The organism is Enterococcus sp. DIV0806c (assembly GCF_051710905.1).
In the GTDB taxonomy this organism is placed as follows: Bacteria; Bacillota; Bacilli; order Lactobacillales; family Enterococcaceae; genus Enterococcus_B; species Enterococcus_B mundtii.
Map to the genome: position 1 here is coordinate 1,471,889 of NZ_JBIOLO010000001.1, position 18,329 is coordinate 1,490,217.

10 protein-coding genes are annotated in these 18,329 nt (G+C 38.3%); 7 read left to right on the forward strand and 3 right to left on the reverse strand.

Annotated features, from left to right (window positions below; genetic code table 11):
* Positions 1 to 57 precede the first annotated feature (57 nt).
* The gene (locus IGK77_RS07090) at positions 58 to 1,407 is read left to right on the forward strand and encodes a DEAD/DEAH box helicase (protein ID WP_071867247.1); all 1,350 of its coding nucleotides are present in this window, start codon (positions 58 to 60) and stop codon (positions 1,405 to 1,407) included.
* A gap of 109 nt (positions 1,408 to 1,516) precedes the next feature.
* On the opposite strand, the gene IGK77_RS07095 is transcribed toward IGK77_RS07090, so the two are convergent.
* Entirely contained in the window at positions 1,517 to 1,945 is a 429-nt protein-coding gene (locus IGK77_RS07095; protein WP_074798931.1) for a GNAT family N-acetyltransferase, read from the reverse strand.
* A gap of 380 nt (positions 1,946 to 2,325) precedes the next feature.
* Between IGK77_RS07095 and alaS the strand changes: the two genes are divergently transcribed.
* The 4 genes from alaS to IGK77_RS07115 all read left to right on the forward strand — a co-directional run bounded on the left by alaS (position 2,326) and on the right by IGK77_RS07115 (position 15,043).
* Complete coding sequence (gene alaS / locus IGK77_RS07100) at positions 2,326 to 4,968, forward strand: alanine--tRNA ligase (RefSeq protein ID WP_074798933.1); 2,643 nt, start codon at positions 2,326 to 2,328, stop codon at positions 4,966 to 4,968.
* 167 nt (positions 4,969 to 5,135) lie between these two features.
* On the forward strand, positions 5,136 to 5,732 hold the full coding sequence (locus IGK77_RS07105; RefSeq protein ID WP_071867250.1) for an ECF transporter S component: 597 nt from the start codon (positions 5,136 to 5,138) through the stop codon (positions 5,730 to 5,732).
* Between the two features lie 38 nt (positions 5,733 to 5,770).
* Positions 5,771 to 6,910 carry a cation diffusion facilitator family transporter gene (locus IGK77_RS07110; protein WP_071867251.1) on the forward strand — a complete coding sequence of 380 codons (1,140 nt, stop codon included), beginning with the start codon at positions 5,771 to 5,773 and terminating at the stop codon, positions 6,908 to 6,910.
* 642 nt (positions 6,911 to 7,552) lie between these two features.
* Positions 7,553 to 15,043, forward strand: coding sequence for a QWxxN domain (locus tag IGK77_RS07115; RefSeq protein ID WP_438713119.1), 7,491 nt, complete (start codon positions 7,553 to 7,555; stop codon positions 15,041 to 15,043).
* Positions 15,044 to 15,056: 13 nt separating this feature from the next.
* Here IGK77_RS07115 and IGK77_RS07120 read toward each other — a convergent pair whose 3' ends face one another.
* Positions 15,057 to 15,452 carry a ribonuclease HI family protein gene (locus IGK77_RS07120; protein ID WP_074798939.1) on the reverse strand — a complete coding sequence of 132 codons (396 nt, stop codon included), beginning with the start codon at positions 15,450 to 15,452 and terminating at the stop codon, positions 15,057 to 15,059.
* Positions 15,453 to 15,527: 75 nt separating this feature from the next.
* Between IGK77_RS07120 and IGK77_RS07125 the strand changes: the two genes are divergently transcribed.
* Positions 15,528 to 15,965: an EbsA family protein gene (locus IGK77_RS07125; RefSeq protein WP_066025526.1), complete on the forward strand. Its 438-nt coding sequence runs from the start codon at positions 15,528 to 15,530 to the stop codon at positions 15,963 to 15,965.
* A gap of 108 nt (positions 15,966 to 16,073) precedes the next feature.
* On the opposite strand, the gene IGK77_RS07130 is transcribed toward IGK77_RS07125, so the two are convergent.
* On the reverse strand, positions 16,074 to 16,286 hold the full coding sequence (locus tag IGK77_RS07130) for a cold-shock protein (protein ID WP_074799328.1): 213 nt from the start codon (positions 16,284 to 16,286) through the stop codon (positions 16,074 to 16,076).
* 180 nt (positions 16,287 to 16,466) lie between these two features.
* Between IGK77_RS07130 and IGK77_RS07135 the strand changes: the two genes are divergently transcribed.
* Positions 16,467 to 18,137, forward strand: coding sequence for a formate--tetrahydrofolate ligase (locus IGK77_RS07135; RefSeq protein WP_074798941.1), 1,671 nt, complete (start codon positions 16,467 to 16,469; stop codon positions 18,135 to 18,137).
* Positions 18,138 to 18,329: the final 192 nt, after the last annotated feature.

Consider the following 18,329-nt stretch of genomic DNA (forward strand, 5'->3'; position numbering starts at 1 on the left):
GCAAATTTATGGTATAATTCCAAAGTCGTGAAAAATACAAAGAGAAGAGGTGTCGAAATGAGTCATTTTAAACAATTCAATTTTCATCCGTTTATCAACGAAGCGTTAGCAGAAAAAGGATTCCAACAACCAACAGAAGTGCAAGAACGATTGATTCCTTTGATTTTAAAAGGGAAAAATATCATCGGACAATCACAAACTGGTTCAGGAAAAACGCATACGTTTCTTTTGCCTCTATTTCAAAAAATCAATGCCAATAAAGAAGAAGTCCAAGTGGTGATCACAGCACCAAGTCGTGAACTGGCGACACAGATCTATGAAGCTGCTGTTCAAATCGCTAAGTTTTCCGATCCAGAGATTCGCGTATCGAATTTTGTCGGCGGAACAGACAAACAACGTCAATTAAATCGCTTGAATCACCAACAACCGCAAATCGTTGTCGGTACACCAGGGCGTATCCTTGACATGATGAATGAGCAAGCTTTAAAGATCCATACAGCCTTTGCTTTCATCGTGGATGAAGCAGATATGACCTTAGATATGGGATTCCTGAATGAAGTTGATCAAATCGCTAGCCGCTTGCCAGAAAAATTACAATTTTTAGTTTTCTCAGCAACGATTCCAGAAAAATTACGCCCATTCTTGCGTAAATATATGGAAAATCCAATCATCGAAGAAATCAAGCCAAAAGCAGTGATCTCAGAAGATATCGAGAATTGGTTAGTTTCAACAAAAGGAAAAGATAAGAATCAAACGATCTATCAATTACTGACGATCGGGCATCCTTATTTAGCAATCGTCTTTGCAAACACGAAACAACATGTAGATGAAATCGCTGATTACTTGAAAAACCAAGGACTGAAAATAGCGAAGATCCATGGAGATATCACTCCTCGTGAACGTAAGCGTGTGATGCGCCAAGTGCAAAACTTAGAGTATCAATATGTAGTTGCGACAGACTTAGCTGCTCGTGGTATTGATATCGAAGGTGTTTCTCATGTCATCAATGCGGAGGTTCCAGAAGATCTAGATTTCTTTATCCACCGTGTCGGTCGTACTGGTAGAAATGGCTTAAAAGGAACAGCGATCACTTTATATGCACCAAGTGATGAGCCATTGATCGAAGGCATCGAAAAAATCGGGGTTGTCTTTGAGCCAATGGAAATCAAAAATGGTGAAATCGTTAAAACCTATGACCGTAACCGTCGGACGAAACGAGAAAAATCAAAAGATAGTCTTGACCCAACACTGATTGGTTTAGTCAAAAAGAAAAAGAAAAAGATCAAACCTGGTTACAAGAAAAAAATCGACTGGGCAATTGCGGAGAAAAATAAAAAAGACCGTAAGATCGAAAAACGTCAACAAACGCGTACAGCCAGAAAAAATAAAAAGAATTCCAACAAATAAAAGCAGTCATGAGCGAATCACGCTGCCCTTGACTATCAGCCCCAAAAACCTAAATAGTAAATCTATTTTTGGTTTTGGGGCTGATTTTTTTATGAATAAACAGTTCATATTAGGAGAACTGTTTTCGCATCTGTTGACAAAGGATACCGTCTTCGATTAGTGGGTCTGAGAAACTCTGATAGCCTTGCTTTTCGTAGAAAGGAACGGCGGGGATCTCTGCAATCAAATAGATTTCTTTGAATGCTTCATTTATTGCTCGTTTTTCTGCCAATTGAAGCATTTCTCTGCCAATCCCACGTTTGCGCCAGTCTTTTGCGACACAAAAACGATCAAATTGGATTTGCTCATCGCTTTGTTTTTGGTAACGCAAGGTAGCAATTGGCTGTTCGTTATGGATCATGACAAGGTTCGGGTAATAGGCATCCTTACCGTCAAATTCTAAATGAGCAGGTATTTCTTGCTCTAACACGAATACGTCATAACGTAAAACGTAACTGCTGGCTTTTATCCATTCTTCGGTTCCAAAATACGTTTCCATTATTTTGCCTCCTTTTGGATTCTTTCTTGATTATAGCAAGGAAAACGTAGACCGCAAACAATGAAAAATCAAAAAGTAGGATTGACAGCATCGCTAAGAATACGTATACTGATAAAGTACAAAAAGGACATATAAAGTACAAAAAGGACATAGTTTGTTTTAGACTGACTCACAGAAAATTCTTTCTCGGCTGAAAAAAGAATAGTCACTGTTCAAACTGCTCCCTTTTTCAATTTGATAGAAATATCAACGCGACTCAGCGTTAACGAGTTTAAGAGGTAATGAGTAAACATCATTGCAATCAAGGTGGTACCGCGAGTTTTCGTCCTTGGCTGTAATGGTGTTTTTTGTCGTTTATTATGTAGAAAGAAGGTAAAACAATGAAAAAATTAAGCAGTGCAGAAGTACGTCAAATGTTTTTAGACTTTTTCCAAGAAAAAGGACATACGATCGAACCTAGTGCTTCACTAGTACCGGTCAATGATCCAACCTTATTATGGATCAACTCAGGAGTGGCGACACTAAAGAAATATTTTGATGGATCTGTTGTACCAGACAATCCAAGAATCACGAATGCGCAAAAATCGATTCGGACGAATGATATCGAAAATGTTGGGAAAACAGCTCGTCATCATACGATGTTTGAAATGTTAGGGAACTTCTCGATCGGCGATTATTTCAAAGAAGAGGCAATCCACTGGGCATGGGAATTTTTAACAAGTCCAAAATGGATGGCGTTTGATCCTGAGAAATTATATGTCACTGTTTATCCAAAAGATACAGAAGCAAAACGTATCTGGCACGAAGAAGTTGGGTTATCTCTTGACCATATCGTGGATGTAGAAGATAACTTTTGGGATATCGGTGCTGGACCATGTGGTCCAGATACAGAGATTTTTTATGATCGTGGCGAAGCCTATAATGACTTGGAAGAAGATGATCCTGAAAACTATCCTGGTGGCGAAAATGAACGTTATCTTGAAATCTGGAACTTAGTATTCTCAGAGTTCAACCACAAACCAGATAATACGTTTGAACCTCTTCCACATAAAAACATTGATACGGGCATGGGCTTAGAACGAATGGTTTCCATCGTTCAAGATGCACCAACCAACTTTGAAACAGATTTATTTATGCCGATCATCCATGCAGTTGAGCAATTGAGCAACAAAGTAAAATACGGTGAGGATGCCTTAACTGATATTTCATATAAAGTAATCGCAGACCATATCCGCGCATTATCTTTTGCAATCGGTGACGGGGCATTGCCTTCAAATGAAGGACGCGGCTATGTGTTGCGCCGTTTGTTGCGTCGAGCAGTCATGCACGGAAAAAAATTAGGGATCGAGCAAGCTTTCTTATACCGTTTAGTGCCTGTTGTTGGCGAAATCATGGAGAGCTACTACCCTGAAGTGTTGGAGCAAAAAGAATTTATCGAAAAAGTCGTTCGTACGGAAGAAGAACGTTTCAATGAAACGATCAACGAAGGTCTTGAGATCTTGAACCAAGTGATCAAAGAGGTAAAACAAGCAAACGGAACAACGCTTGCCGGAAAAGATATCTTTAAACTTTACGATACGTATGGATTCCCAGTCGAATTGACAGAAGAAGTGGCGGAAGATGAAGGATTGAATGTCGATCACGCAGGCTTTGAAACAGAAATGCAGGCGCAACGTGAGCGCGCGCGTGCGGCTCGTAATACAGAAACATCGATGGGTGTTCAATCTGCTTTATTGACAGATATCAAAGTAGACAGCAAATTCATCGGTTATGACCATATTGAATCTGACAGTGAATTACTAGTGATCGTCCAAGACGAAACAATCGTCAGTGAACTATCGGATGGGGAAGCTCAATTGATCTTTGATCAATCACCATTTTATGCTGAAATGGGTGGACAGGTAGCCGATCAAGGTTGGATCATTGATGCAGCTGGTGAAACAGTAGCTAATGTGACCGATGTTCGTAAAGCACCAAATGGACAATTCTTGCATAAAGTAGAAGTCCTTTCTGAAATCAAAGAAGGAAACACCTATCATTTATTGATCGATGAACCAAGACGTAACCGAATCATCAAAAACCATACGGCTACTCACTTATTGCACAAAGCATTAAAAGAAGTATTAGGCGATCATGCCAACCAAGCAGGTTCATTGGTTGCACCAGGCCATTTACGTTTTGACTTCACACATTTTGGGCAGATCACAAGTGAAGAATTGGCGAAAATGGAACAAATCGTGAACGAAAAAATCTGGGAAGCGATTCCTGTCGAAACCATCGAAACAGATATCGACACAGCGAAAAACATGGGCGCAATGGCATTGTTTGGCGAAAAATATGGCAACGAAGTCCGCGTGGTCAATATCGGTGGTTGGTCGATCGAATTATGTGGTGGTACGCATGTCGGTAATACCGAGAACATCGGAATCTTTAAAATCGTTTCTGAATCAGGGATCGGTGCAGGGGTTCGTCGGATCGAAGCGGTGACAAGTAAAGAAGCTTATGAATTGTTGGAAAGCGAAGAACAACAACTAAAAGAAGTTGCGGCAATCGTGAAATCACCACAATTGAAAGAAGTCGTAGCTAAAGCAGAACAATTGCAACAACAAGTAAGAGAACTACAAAAAGAAAATGAACAATTGGCAAGTAAGTTAGCCAACCAACAAGCAGGGGATATTTTCAAAAATCCAGAGACGATCAATGGCAAAACGATCATCACTGCGCAAGTTAAAGTAAAAGATATGAATCAATTGCGTCAATTAGCTGATCAATGGAAACAAAAAGCAGTTTCAGATATTCTTGTCTTGGCAAACGAACAAGAAGGTAAAGTCAGCTTGTTAGCAGCAATGACACCTGAAGCAAATGAAGCAGGCTTAAAAGCCGGTGATTTGATCAAAGCAATCGCACCGAAAGTCGGCGGTGGTGGCGGTGGTCGTCCAGATATGGCGCAAGCAGGTGGAAAAAACCCAGCGGGTATCTCAGACGCATTGACAGAAGCAAAAACATGGTTAGAAAATAAATAGAAGCAAGCGTAGGTTTTTACTACAAATAAATGGCAAGCGAGTTTGGGCTGATTTCCCAAACTCGTTGCTTTATTTTCATTGGCTCAACGGTTGTTGCTATGTACACATTTATTGACAAATCAACAAAACGCTATAGGATTAGAGTAAAGCAAACAGGGGGAGATTCAATGAATAGCAAAAACAAAACATTTCGGTTAGTACTTCGTGCCATTTTGTTAGCCATCATTATCGTTCAATCAATGATTCCATGGTTAGGCTTTATTCCATTAGGTTTTATTAGCTTGACGATCATCCATATCACAGTGATCGTAGCGGCCGTAGTATTAGGACCGAAAGATGGCATGTTGATCGGCTTGTTCTGGGGAATTGCGACGATCATCCGTGCCTACGCGATGCCAACTACACCCTTCGATACATTGGTTTTCACCAATCCAATCATCTCAGTTGTACCCAGAGTTTTAGTGGGACTCGTTGCTGGCTTTGTATTCCATTGGTTGTATAAGCGTTCATCGACGATCGTCGTACCGGCTGTTGTAGCTGGGATACTAGGCTCTTTAGTCAATACGGTCCTTGTTTTAGGATTGATGGGCTTATTTTATACGAATGCCACAGCTCAAGCTTATGGTGTCGATGCTTCGGTCTTGTTCAAGACACTTGCTGGAATTGCAGCAATCAATGGGATTCCAGAAGCTATCGGCGCAGGGATCATCACACCATTACTCGCCAAAGCATTATTTGCAGCAACACCTTTAAAACCTGAATGATATAAGACCAGCAATCACAGATAAAAGGAGTCACAAATTTGGCAAAGAAACAAGAAACACTAACAGCAAAAGAACGAACAAAAAAAGCATTGATGGCAGGAGTATGGGGTCTGTTAACTAATGTGATCCTATTCGTTGCGAAATTGATGATCGGACTACTCTCTGGAAGTGTGTCGATCATGGCGGATGCCATCAACAGTTTGTCGGATACCGCTTCTTCTGTTTTGACTTTGATTGGCTTTAAAATCGCGGCAAAACCAGCAGATCCGGAGCATCCTTATGGACACGAACGTTTTGAATATATTAGTGGATTATTCGTGTCTCTCATCATCACGTACGTCGGATTCCAGTTCTTACACTCCTCAATTGAAAAAATCATCGATCCGGAAAATATCGCCCTATCACCGATCATCTTTTTAGTTTTAGTCTTTTCGATTGCTTTAAAAGTTATTCAGGGGCGTATGTACAAGAGAACCGCAAAAATGATCGATTCGGAAACCTTACATGCAACTGCCAAAGACAGTTATAATGATGTATATACGACATTTGCTGTTTTACTCTCAGCTTCTGTCGAATGGTTGACAGGTTGGCGCGTGGATGGCTATATTGGCTTCTTGTTAGCACTTTACATCTTGTACAGCGGCGTAATGATGTTAAGAGAATTCGTGTATGAATTATTAGGTAGCCGTCCCACTGTCGAACAGATCCAGGCGATGGAGGAGCAGCTGAATGGCTATACGAAAATCCTCGGTTATCATGACTTGTTAGTGCATAATTACGGACCAAATCAGCGCTTTGCTTCTGTTCATGTGGAAGTGGATGATCGGCTAGATTTAAATGAAGCGCACAAGATCATGGACATCATCGAAAAAGACTTCAAAAAATCTTTGGGTGTAGAATTAGTCTGTCATCTAGATCCGGTACCAGTTGATAATGAGAATTATCAAGAGATTCTCAATGAGTTGAAAAAAATCATCAATGAGACAGCAGAAGGCTTGAAAATCCATGATTTTCGCATGATCCATAAAGGCCAGATCCTACAATTTGATGTCGTTGTTCCTGAAGGTACACGTTTGTCAGATGAGGAATTAGAGCGCATGATGCGTATCCAAATAGAAAAGAGAGTTGGTGAGTATCATTTGGATATCACCTTTGACCATAACTATTTGCTTTTTTAACACTTTGCTTAAAAAAAGATATGGGCTGTTCTGTCATTCATGTGGACATCTGGCGCCATAAGATTTTAATAGAAGAGTTTGACTTAAATAAAATAAGCAAAAAGCCTGAAAATATTTTTGTATTTTTGGGTTTTTTGCTTATTTTTGAAAGAAGGAATCTGGAATATCGTCACTTTATAGTTTGGAAAGGATAAAGGAGGATTGGACTAGATTTTCAGGTTATTTTTTTCTGAACGAGGGCTTACTTTTTGATTACATAAAATGAACATAGCTGGTGGCGTCGTAGACATGCAATAGAAAGTATCTTTAAACAGATGTGTATTTTTAAAATTTATATTTCTTTACCAAACAATTTTGAATTCTATGAATAAAAACCAGATTTTTTTTTCTGTATCAAGAAATAATAGTAGTTGTTGTATAAATACTATCAAGTAATATAAAAATAAATATTTTGTTCCATCAATGATTTTTGAATTTTCAGTATTGACAATAGGAATAATAATGGATGTAGGTTGTGTATTTTAAGAAATAATGAGTTTCAATGATTCTTATCATTCACAAGGTAAAAATTCTTGTTGCAACGTTCAGCTGTTGCTGAAGTCTTGGAAGTCTGTCAATCGAATGAATTGAGGAGTGAATAAGATGCCAATAGAAGATCATCGTAAACCAATAGGAACATTCAATAATAAAAGATATAAAAATTTCAACACAAAAGCCGAACAACGAATGGTCAACTATATTTCTAATCATTCTGGGAAACAACCAACAAGAGAGGGTCTTAAGACGGCGGTTGGAATGCTCTACGCATTCAGTCTGTTTCAAAATTTCAAATTAGAAGAAGAGATGCCGAACAAGCAAAGGGCTGTTCAAGAAGAGCGTGCTATGTTTGAGATGGATACTTTTGTCGTAACAGATGATTGGATCAATCATAAAGACGAAGTAGTCCACTCGTTAACCTCAAGTTCAACGTTCGATGGCGGAAAGACTTCCGATGTATTGAATAAAAACAGTACATATGATGGATTTGAACCCAAGATAAATACGTCAACTCCTTTGGCCGAAGCAGCACAGTTATGGAGTTTAGAGGTTCATAAATTCGTACATGGTCTAGTTGAACTAGAAAATTGCACGACGACAAAAAAAGAAATAATCGGTCGGAAATGGGGATTATGGGAACAACCTCGAAAAGTACAAACTCACTTTAAAACCATATGTAAAGTAGCAACTGCTAAATCTCAAAAGATAAATGAAAAGGACAAAGAGCATTCACCCCTCCTTCAACAATTCTATTTCAAAAAAATCCCCCCAACAAATGCCAGAGACTACTTTGAATTAAAAGATATCGCGGATAAACTTAAAAATGTGTTTGAAGGATTCGCTGATGAATCTCACAACGATAATATTACTAAAAAAAATGGGACAGACAACACAAACGATAACTATTTTCACGGTGTGACTGAAGATTATTGGTTCTATGTAGCTGATAGTTTTCGCTCATTTGTTCGCAACACTCTATCGAATCCTAGTGCTGAGGAATCAGAAGGGGAACCTTCTCGTCCATTTGATGAATGGATAAAAGGCAAATCTGAGGGGATACCAAGAGGACACGAAGAGATTGGTAAAGAGCGAAGAAATAATCATCTGATCGAACATTCTTTTTTTACGCATCCCTTACCTGTCAAGCTGCCATTATCAAATGAAGAAGCCGAACAATTAACAACGACTATCTGGCAATTAACGAGTAGATTTGCCGAAAGCGTTAGCACATTTTTTGATCAGAAAACAAACTTATTTGGTGTCGGTGCCACGTCACTTCCTTCTAATCGCATGACACCTGAACCTCTTTCGGAACAGATTCCCAAAATAGGCTTTACTTCTTATGAAGATATCCCTGAGAAAACGGTGGATAAAATCAATCGTATTATCGATACATACTTGAAGAGACAACCTTTTCCAGATGTTGACTTGGAGCCTATGATGCCTTTTTGGTACGATCACGATGTGTATCAACAGCGTGCTAAAACAGATGAGGTCAATGAAGCGGTCAAAGATTTTATGGGGGATCTTTCTATTCAAGACTTGTTTATTCTAATCGATACCTGGGAACAAGATAGATTTGCCTTTCACCTTGTCTTAGAGAAAAGAATCTCTCTTGCGCATCTTATTCTAAAAAAATATGGGGTACCAGATCGTGCATTAACTTATAGAGAAGCCATAGAAATTGTACTTCAGTGGCGAACAAACAATATTTTTAAAGGATTTACATTTATTGAAGTGAGTAGTGTGATGGTTCATTTGACGGCTCCTAAAGTAAAGATGAGCAATCTCACGACAACGGCACCACCAGTCTCTGATTTAGATCAAGTAAACAATATCAAAGAAATCCTGAAAAATAATCTGATGCCTGAAGGAGTAGTATTTCAAAATTTACCGATCTTTTATTATGAATATGATCTTTTTTTAAATCGAAACAAAACGATTGAGGTAAAAGAACTTCTTCATGAGTTCTTCGAAAAAAATAAAATTGCGAGCAAGGAAGAAGCTACAGCTAAAGAAATAATAGATGGTCTCAACGATTTTGTGGAGTCGGGTGGAACTTCTGATTTTTTGGAACAAGAATCAAGAGAACAATTCATCACTTATTATATTATGAAAGCCTATGGGGTAAAAAATATTCGGTTAGGAGATCCCTATTTGCTAACTAAAAAAACAGCTGTGCAACAACAATTGCAAACGAATTTACTATTAGAAGGGTGTACCTACAAAGAAAATACAGAACAAACAGTTCATTATCAATTGTCTGCACCAGAACTCCCCTATACTGAACAGCTTCAAGAACAAAAAAACATTAGTGGGATCATTTATAATGACTTCATAAATGATCAGGCAGCGACTATATCGAATGTTGAACCCATCAAGCCATATTGTTATGATTATCAGATTTTCAATCAACGTGAAAAAACACTAATGGTAAACAGAGAAGTCAGGATTTTTCTTATTGCAAAACAGTTATCCCTTGGGTATGTTTCAAACAGTGAATTAGTGAGGAAAATGCAAAGTTGGGTGCTTAGCGCAGGAAACTACGAGGAAACTGTCCAAAGACAAAAAGAGGTAGCAGAACTACTCCTAAAGCATTACGGGATTGAATGGCGATTATTGACTGTCCAGGATGCACGGGTTTGTATTCTTCAATGGGAAGACAATAATGCTCAGTTAAATTACCTTATCAATGAGAGTCAAGAGAGTGAGCTTAGTAATAAAAAAGAGAAGATCAATACATTTCTTAAAGAAAATCACCTACAAAAAAAAGCAGATGATTCCCAAAGTGTTCAGGCAACAAAGCATGTTGAAGATATACATAACCAAAAAGAGGAGACCAAGCGAAGAGTTGCTGATTTTCTCAAAGGACAAGGTAGGAGTTGGAACATGTCTGATTCCAGTGCGTTTGCACAAACAATTACTCATTGGGTGTTGTTAGAGGGGGCGACGATCGAGGTGATTGATCCAGTCAAAATCAAACAATTGGCACAAGTGATTTTGAACGAAAAAAATGATGGAGTCATCTCAGGCGCACATGCCGAGTTAACCTATACAAAATGGTTATTTGAAACATTTGACTTCGACGATCCGTCACTTGAATTGTCAACGCCAACTGATGAAGATGTAATACCTGTCCACATTGATTTAACTGAAAATGAACAAACCGCGGGGGAACCACTAAATCTCAGTGTAGGCAAGGAACAATGGCAGAATAAAAATATACGTGTCCAGTTGAATCAGTTTTTTATTCAACAAGGGGTTGTTCCTTATGATCAATCATCGGAACGAATACTTATATCTATGGGAAAGTGGTTGACACAAGATGGTGTTGGCATGGTATTTATGCCAGATAAATTTCAGGCCATCGCCAAAATCATTCTAAAAGAACTGAAGATGTATGGCGGATCATCAGAAGATAAAATTTCTGCAAAAATTGCTGAAGCTACTGTCATGAGATGGGCGATTGAAAATATATTAAGTGGCTCGGTCGAAGAATACATGATAAGAAAAATTCTCGACTCACCCGATCCATCAAGCTTTACGATTGGACAAGTCAGAAAATTTTTAGAGGTCGATTCGTTAAGAAAAGAGGGTGTTATCAATATCCATAGCCTTGTCGGAAGAGATAGCAGAGAAGAACAAATGTTAAGAAAAGATCAGGTGGTTTTTGAAAAACTATGGATAAAATTTATCGAAAAAATATTACCTAATTATTTTCTTGAGTCTAGCAAATTAGCCGATGATCTATCGATATCTGATTTTGGGTCATTGATGCAACTAGCAGGAGCAAAACTGTTGGCAGATGCTGGTTATTTGTCAGAATTCAGCAATAAAGATGAGATTACACTTGGTAAATTTTTTTGCGATTCTCTTAAAATACAATCCATAAAGCAAATCGAAGGGTTACAATACCTCCTAACCCCAGCTTTACTAGCTACTGCTCAATTAGATCCTGAAGGATTAAGAGAGGCTTTAGAGAATGGTAATCATAAAGTTTATGCCTTACAAAAGTTTATCACTTTCTGGCAAGAAATGACGGAGACAATCGTTGAGAATGAAAAAATACTCTATCATGAGGTGGGGGAATATGAGGACGCAGTTACCAACTGGCGCCGAAAAAAAGCACTGGCAGAAAGTGTGAATAAAGAATGCAACAAACGTTCAGGAAAAAACAGATTATTATTAGACCAAGCATATTTATTAGGCTTACCACCTTGTCCCGATATTTACCAACCACCAGATCTAGAGGAATGGTACACACAGCTAACGAAAGACGTAGCCGACGCTTTTTTCAAAGTAAATCAGCGATTTATCGGCACCGCTTTAAATGGTTTAGATCAGTCAGAGAAAAATTTTCTATTTTCAAACGAAACACAGATTTATAGTGCAACGGCTGAACTTAGGCATCAGCAACATTACTATGCACCACCAGCTATTGGAGGAATTCCAGTAGTCAATTTCGGTGAGCGTGAGAAATGGTTGGATACTAACTTGAATCTAGAAAAAACAGATCTTTTTGCAGCGATCCGTGGAGGGGAAGAACGTTTGTATGCTGTGAAGAGATTGGAACAATATGGGGGATATATTTTTTATCGAGTAGATAAAGATCCGCTATTATATCTTAAATATGGATTGTTTGATCAAAAAGACCTTTGGCGCAATGGTTATAAGCAAAACAGAGAAAAAATCCGAATTGGTAAGAAAGACTTCACATTTTCTACAAAAATCATTCGGGAGCATGAACTAGGACAAGGCTTGGATCAAGCAAGACTGAGTATCGCCATCAGTCAAATACAGCGAGATCATTTCTATCGCCAGCTATATGAGTTTGGAAATGACAAGTCCGTGCCTGAACAAATTGGGGATGTGGTCAAACATATTATCCCTTTTTATGATTGTATCGTCGGAATCATTGATGAAAATGTCTCTGATGCGGTCATTTCGTGTACAATTGATGTGGTTTTCTTGATCCCTGTCGTTGGTCAAGTGATGGGACTAAGTACAAATTTTGCCTTGGGGATGGCAAAAGCCGCTGCAGAAAGTGGAGTCAGACACGCTATCCGTAATGGGATGCGATTTACACCAACTCGTTTAGAACTAAAAGCGATTCTTAAAAGTACAGCACACTATGCAGATCCTGGATTTGAGTTAGTCACTGATGGAGCAAAGTTGATACTTAAAGGATTTTCTGAATTGAGAAGTCAATGGTTCATTCCTGCTCATTTGAAACCTTTATTAACGAAGCTAGAAACTTTAACAAAAAAAATACCTCCGTTGCCTGATGATCATATACGGGCACAGCTGCCTGGAAAAGGCCCCTACAGCATCGTGAGACGTGTGAAAGACTCGTTGTACATGCAGGTGATGAATCTAAAAGATGGTGATATTTTTGGGGGATATTTCACATTACATGGCAGTCAGCTCAGATCTTTTGAAGGGGACTTGTTTTATAATGAGGAGGAGATTCAGCGTATAAACAGGCTCGCACATCAAGTGGATACTTCACAAATATTTGTAGTAGAAAAAAATTTGAACCCCAAAGGATATGGTGAAGGGAAGGTATATAAGGTAGAGAATAATGGAGAAGTCATTGGTTCCTTTGTTCAAATGAATCAACGAATAGTTCCTGTTCAAATCCATTCGATTGAAGGACATGGGGTAAGATATGACGTATATGAAGGAGATACTTTATTCCCTATCCGATTTAACGGTATTGGCTGGTATTTCGAAACTGAGACTTCGCCAAGATTGGCAAAAGATGTAAGTGACTATGTTGCTAGTCAACCGGAACAATTTGAAAGTATCAGTAGTCCCGTCTCACTTACACCACCTGATGAGTTTGGCTTGATGCGTACCTCTTCAGGAAGGACGCATATCAAGGTGAATAACTGCTATGTTCCATTGATTTTAATCGATCAAGAAAATCAACGATATCATCTTGTTAAGAAAAAGGTAACTAGACCGTTGATCATCTTGAGATTTGATGAGATACACAATCTTTTCCGTGTGGAGACCCCATTAGAAAGATTGATCGCTGATCCACACCATGCCATCTTAGCAGGTGGGAAGAAAAGTGTTCCCAAGAAACCAAAGAACAAGGCAGATAAGGGGAAAAAAGAAAAACAACCAATTCCGCAAGTTGGAGAAGCGGGAACATCACATGAGGCAGACCGTTTAGCAGAGATAGCTAAAATTTTGGAATACCCACCATATTACAAATTACCTGAGTCACTTGGTGTAGCGGTAACATTTGATGAGTTCAGAAAAGCCACGATACTTTCTGATCATCCAAAGAAGTTCAGGTATGAGGATGACCGAGTGAAGCTTCCAACATTGACTTCTTTTGTGTCAGAGTATACGAATCCAACTGCCAGTACTGATGGGATGGCAAAATCAGGGATGAAGCATGAAATCGCAAGAATACTAGCGAACAAGCCCGAGATCCCTTACCGAATATTTCCTGGCTTTACCTCTGATAAAGTACCAGAGTATATTGATGCATTTCAACAAGAAGTCGCTTCGGGAGTTGATGAGGCAGTGACCTATCTCAAAACATTCAAGAAAAAAGCAGAGGAGTGGTTAACACTTGAAACACTTGCAGAAAGAAAGCCAGGTCAATATTTGAATCACATGTTCAAGCTAGAAACCAGCGGAAATAAAGAACAAATAATGAAAGAAGTCATCAAAAGATTATTGATTATAGCGGATAAATGCGAACAATTCCTCAACTTATCAAAAGATCTAGGCTATAAAAATATCTGGATCGTCTCTTCCGATTTAGTCTACGATAAAAAGACGAAAAACTATTATACATCCAAAGTGAAACCTCCGACTACTGTGGCGTTTGTTGTAAATGCTGACCCAGAATGCCGAATACTGATCATGGCGGATAAATTTCATGTCAAGCCGTCAGCTAAGCCAACGATTCAAACTACACCTACTTTATCCGGAACGGTTATCCACGAAACCACGCATATTGTATCAAGCACAGTTGATTATGCTAAATTTGAAGATCCTCCGATAGGATTTCAAAGTAGTGGTGAAGATATCAGAAAACGCTATGACCTTGAATATGCGAAAATAACGTATTCTGAGGATTTTGATTTGTTTGTTAGACATTTGGCGCAAGAATTCGATTTGCCTAAATTAGCTCGTAGTGAGGTGGCAAAGCAACTTTTAAATGATCCAATGTTAGCAGCAAATTTTTTGATTTTAGATGCGGAAGTGGTGATGACGATTATAAGAGATCTTGCATTAGACAATGATTTCTTCAATCGTCTGCGTGTGGAAAGAGGGTTGAGGGATGGACCTTTAATCGATCCTAAAATATTCATGTTTTTTGCGCTGATGCATACGGGGAATTTTTTTATCATAGAAAAAGAATATGAAACTGAAAAGAACCAAACCATAGTAGGAAATATCAGAGAGGATCAACCCACGACCCTTCCAAGTACTCCGAATATTCGTGACAAAAGAAGTTTTGCTACTATCGTCCAACAAGCAGCAACAAATAGCAAAGAAACGAATAAAACAGTGAATAGTTCATTTTCCAATTTGAATAAAAAGGAATTGAGTGTGAGAGGGGGGAACTAAATATACAGATAGCTTATAAGTTTTTTTGTAATGCTTGTCTAGCTAGATTATCAGCGCCTTTATTTTTACTTTCAGGTACCCACTGAAGGATCAACAGTGAAAAATCTTTTAATAGACTTTGTATTTTTTCTAAATAGGGTAAAAAATCTTTGTTGTTCGTATGATTTTTATCGATGGTTGATACAAGTACTTTACTATCGGAATAGCAGAGAATGATTTCTTCGGTCATCTGTCTATTCTTTAGAATTTCTAAAGTTTTTAAAAAGACTTCAAACTCGGCTTGATGGTTTGAACCAAAGGACAAAGGGATAGACAACTGTTCTTGTTGCTGATCAGCGACTATTAAAATTCCTCCACCACTAGGTCCAGGGTTGCCTTTTGTTGATGCGTCAATGTATACTTTTAACATAAGGAAAAACACGCCCTTCAAAAATTGTCGGTTTGACTTATTATACCACTACAGATAAAGACACGAGGTTGAAGAATGAAAAAAAATATTCGCTGGCAGCCCGAAACGGCACAGTCGATCATTTATTGGTCATCAACATTTATTCTATTATTTTTGAGTTTGATTTTATCGTTAGAAAATACAAGGCCTTATTGGAAAAGTAATATTTTAATGGGAATTTTCTTTATTTTTCTTTTGCTAGGATTTCGACGCTCACTAGTTTTAAAGAAAGAGGCAATAAAAATAAAATATGCTGCTTTTTGGAGAGATCGCGACATACCTATCAATGAAATCAAGGAAGTCCACGTACAAAAACGTAAAGTATCTTTATCTCTTGTAAAAGGCAAAGAGCCATTCGTGATTTTCGTCAATCAGAAGGCACAAGGAAAATTGCTTGATCACTTGAAACATCCACATAAACAAACGATCAACACTTCTTCACTGATAGAGAATACGAATGATTTAGTTGAGTAAAAAATAACGATAGAGACTTTAGCTATTTTTACCTGCACAGAGAGTCGTCTATAATAATAAAAAAGCTATTCCGAAAAATATCGGAATAGCTTATTTTGTTTGATTGGACTAAACTTGATCATTGATCTTTTTGACATGGGCCGCCTGAACGCCTCGATTCCCTTCAATAACGGTAAATTCTACCACTTGGTTTTCTTCAAGTGTTTTGAATCCTTCTTCTTCGATTGCAGTAAAATGTACGAAGATCTCTTCTGTTTCATCATAACTAATAAAGCCATATCCTTTTTTGTTATCGAACCATTTCACCATTCCTGTGGTCAAAACACTCACGACCTTTCTATGTCTGATCATAGCCTATATTATAAAGAGAATTAATAGGTACGTCAAATAAATCAAAAATCAGTTTTTTTTGTTTTTTTTTACAATGAAAACAGGTATAATAAGTATAACTTAACAAAAAATAAATATTCGTATAGATAGTTCGTGAAAAGGGGCGTTTTGATGAAAAGTGATTTAGAGATTTCACAAGAAACACAGCTAAAACCGATAATTAGAGTTGCGGATAGCATCGGAATCAATGAAGATGATCTAGAATTATATGGGAAATACAAAGCAAAAATAAATTTTACCACAATGAAGAATTTTTCGAAAAAAGAGGATGGTCGCCTCGTTCTGGTAACTTCTATCAATCCAACACCAGCTGGTGAAGGAAAATCAACAGTTACAGTCGGATTAGGTGATGCCTTTAATCAATTAGACAAAAAAGCTGTGATTGCATTACGTGAGCCATCCTTAGGTCCAGTTATGGGAATCAAGGGTGGTGCTACTGGAGGAGGCTACGCGCAAGTATTACCAATGGAAGATATCAATTTGCATTTTACTGGAGATATGCATGCAATCACCTCTGCAAATAATGCACTGTCTGCCTTATTAGATAACCACATCCACCAAGGAAATGAGCTAGGGATCGATCCGCGACGTGTCATTTGGAAGCGTGTCGTGGATTTGAATGATCGCGTATTGCGAAATGTGATCGTTGGATTGGGTGGACCGATTCAGGGGGTTCCAAGAGAAGACGGATTTGATATCACTGTAGCGAGTGAAATCATGGCGATATTGTGTTTAGCTGCTGATTTAGATGATTTAAAAGCTCGATTAGCACGAATCGTTATTGGATATACTTACGATCGTCGTCCTGTAACAGCTGGTGATTTAAAAGCAGAGGGTTCCCTTGCTTTGTTGTTAAAAGATGCGATTAAACCGAATCTCGTGCAAACGATCTATGGTACACCCGCATTTATCCATGGTGGACCGTTTGCAAACATTGCTCATGGTTGTAATAGTGTATTGGCAACTAAAACTGCATTGAAAATTGCTGATTATGTTGTTACTGAAGCTGGTTTTGGTGCAGATTTAGGCGGAGAAAAATTCCTAGATATCAAAGTTCCTAATTTGCAGAAAGCGCCAGATACGATTGTGATCGTAGCGACTGTTCGTGCGTTGAAAATGCACGGGGGACTGGATAAGGCAGAACTACAAACTGAAAATCTTGAGGCTTTACACAAAGGATTTGCTAACTTGAAGCGGCATATTCGTAATATGAGAAGTTACAAGATCCCAGTGATCGTTGCAATCAATGAATTTGTGACTGATACAGAGGCTGAATTAGAGTTACTGAAGGAATTGTGCGAAAAAGAAGGAGTTATAGCAAAACGGGCAAGTGTTTGGGAAAATGGTGCCGAAGGGGGAGTTGAATTAGCAAAAGCAGTTGTAGAATTGATCGATACAAAAGACGCGAATTACGTTCCATTGTATCAATCTAGTGATTCAATCAAATCAAAAGTAAATGCAGTCGTTCAAAAAATCTACGGTGGTAAAGAAGTTTCTTTTAGCAAAAAAGCAGAGAATCAAATCCTTGAGTTTGAGAAAAATGGTTGGTCTGACCTACCGATTTGCATGGCGAAAACCCAGTACTCTTTTTCTGACGATCCAACATTACTAGGTGCACCGGAAGATTTTACGATCACGATCCGTGAATTTGTACCCAAATTGGGTGCAGGATTTTTAGTAGCTTTGACAGGTGATGTGATGACAATGCCAGGATTGCCAAAGAAACCAGCCGCATTGAATATGAATGTGACGAATCTGGGAGAGGTAGTCGGTTTATTCTAATCGAAAAATTTTGAAGTAGTCCTAACTAAACTTTTCAATACGAAGGTGTAAAAGCTAAAAAATAGCTGATCTATTTTTAGCTTTTACGCTTTTTTATACTTATTGATGTATATTTAAATGACAAAAAAGTTCAAGTTTTTATTATTAAAAAAAAACTAGTCACGAGGCTGAACAGACTACCATGTATAATTG

What these genes read in the sequence shown, in the direction of transcription:
- alaS (WP_074798933.1), top strand. Translation starts at nt 2,326, where the DNA reads ATGAAAAAATTAAGCAGTGCAGAAGTACGTCAAATGTTTTTAGACTTT.
- IGK77_RS07090 (WP_071867247.1), top strand. Translation starts at nt 58, where the DNA reads ATGAGTCATTTTAAACAATTCAATTTTCATCCGTTTATCAACGAAGCG.
- IGK77_RS07135 (WP_074798941.1), top strand. Translation starts at nt 16,467, where the DNA reads ATGAAAAGTGATTTAGAGATTTCACAAGAAACACAGCTAAAACCGATA.
- IGK77_RS07125 (WP_066025526.1), top strand. Translation starts at nt 15,528, where the DNA reads ATGAAAAAAAATATTCGCTGGCAGCCCGAAACGGCACAGTCGATCATT.
- IGK77_RS07095 (WP_074798931.1), bottom strand. Translation starts at nt 1,945, where the DNA reads ATGGAAACGTATTTTGGAACCGAAGAATGGATAAAAGCCAGCAGTTAC.
- IGK77_RS07120 (WP_074798939.1), bottom strand. Translation starts at nt 15,452, where the DNA reads ATGTTAAAAGTATACATTGACGCATCAACAAAAGGCAACCCTGGACCT.
- IGK77_RS07105 (WP_071867250.1), top strand. Translation starts at nt 5,136, where the DNA reads ATGAATAGCAAAAACAAAACATTTCGGTTAGTACTTCGTGCCATTTTG.
- IGK77_RS07115 (WP_438713119.1), top strand. Translation starts at nt 7,553, where the DNA reads ATGCCAATAGAAGATCATCGTAAACCAATAGGAACATTCAATAATAAA.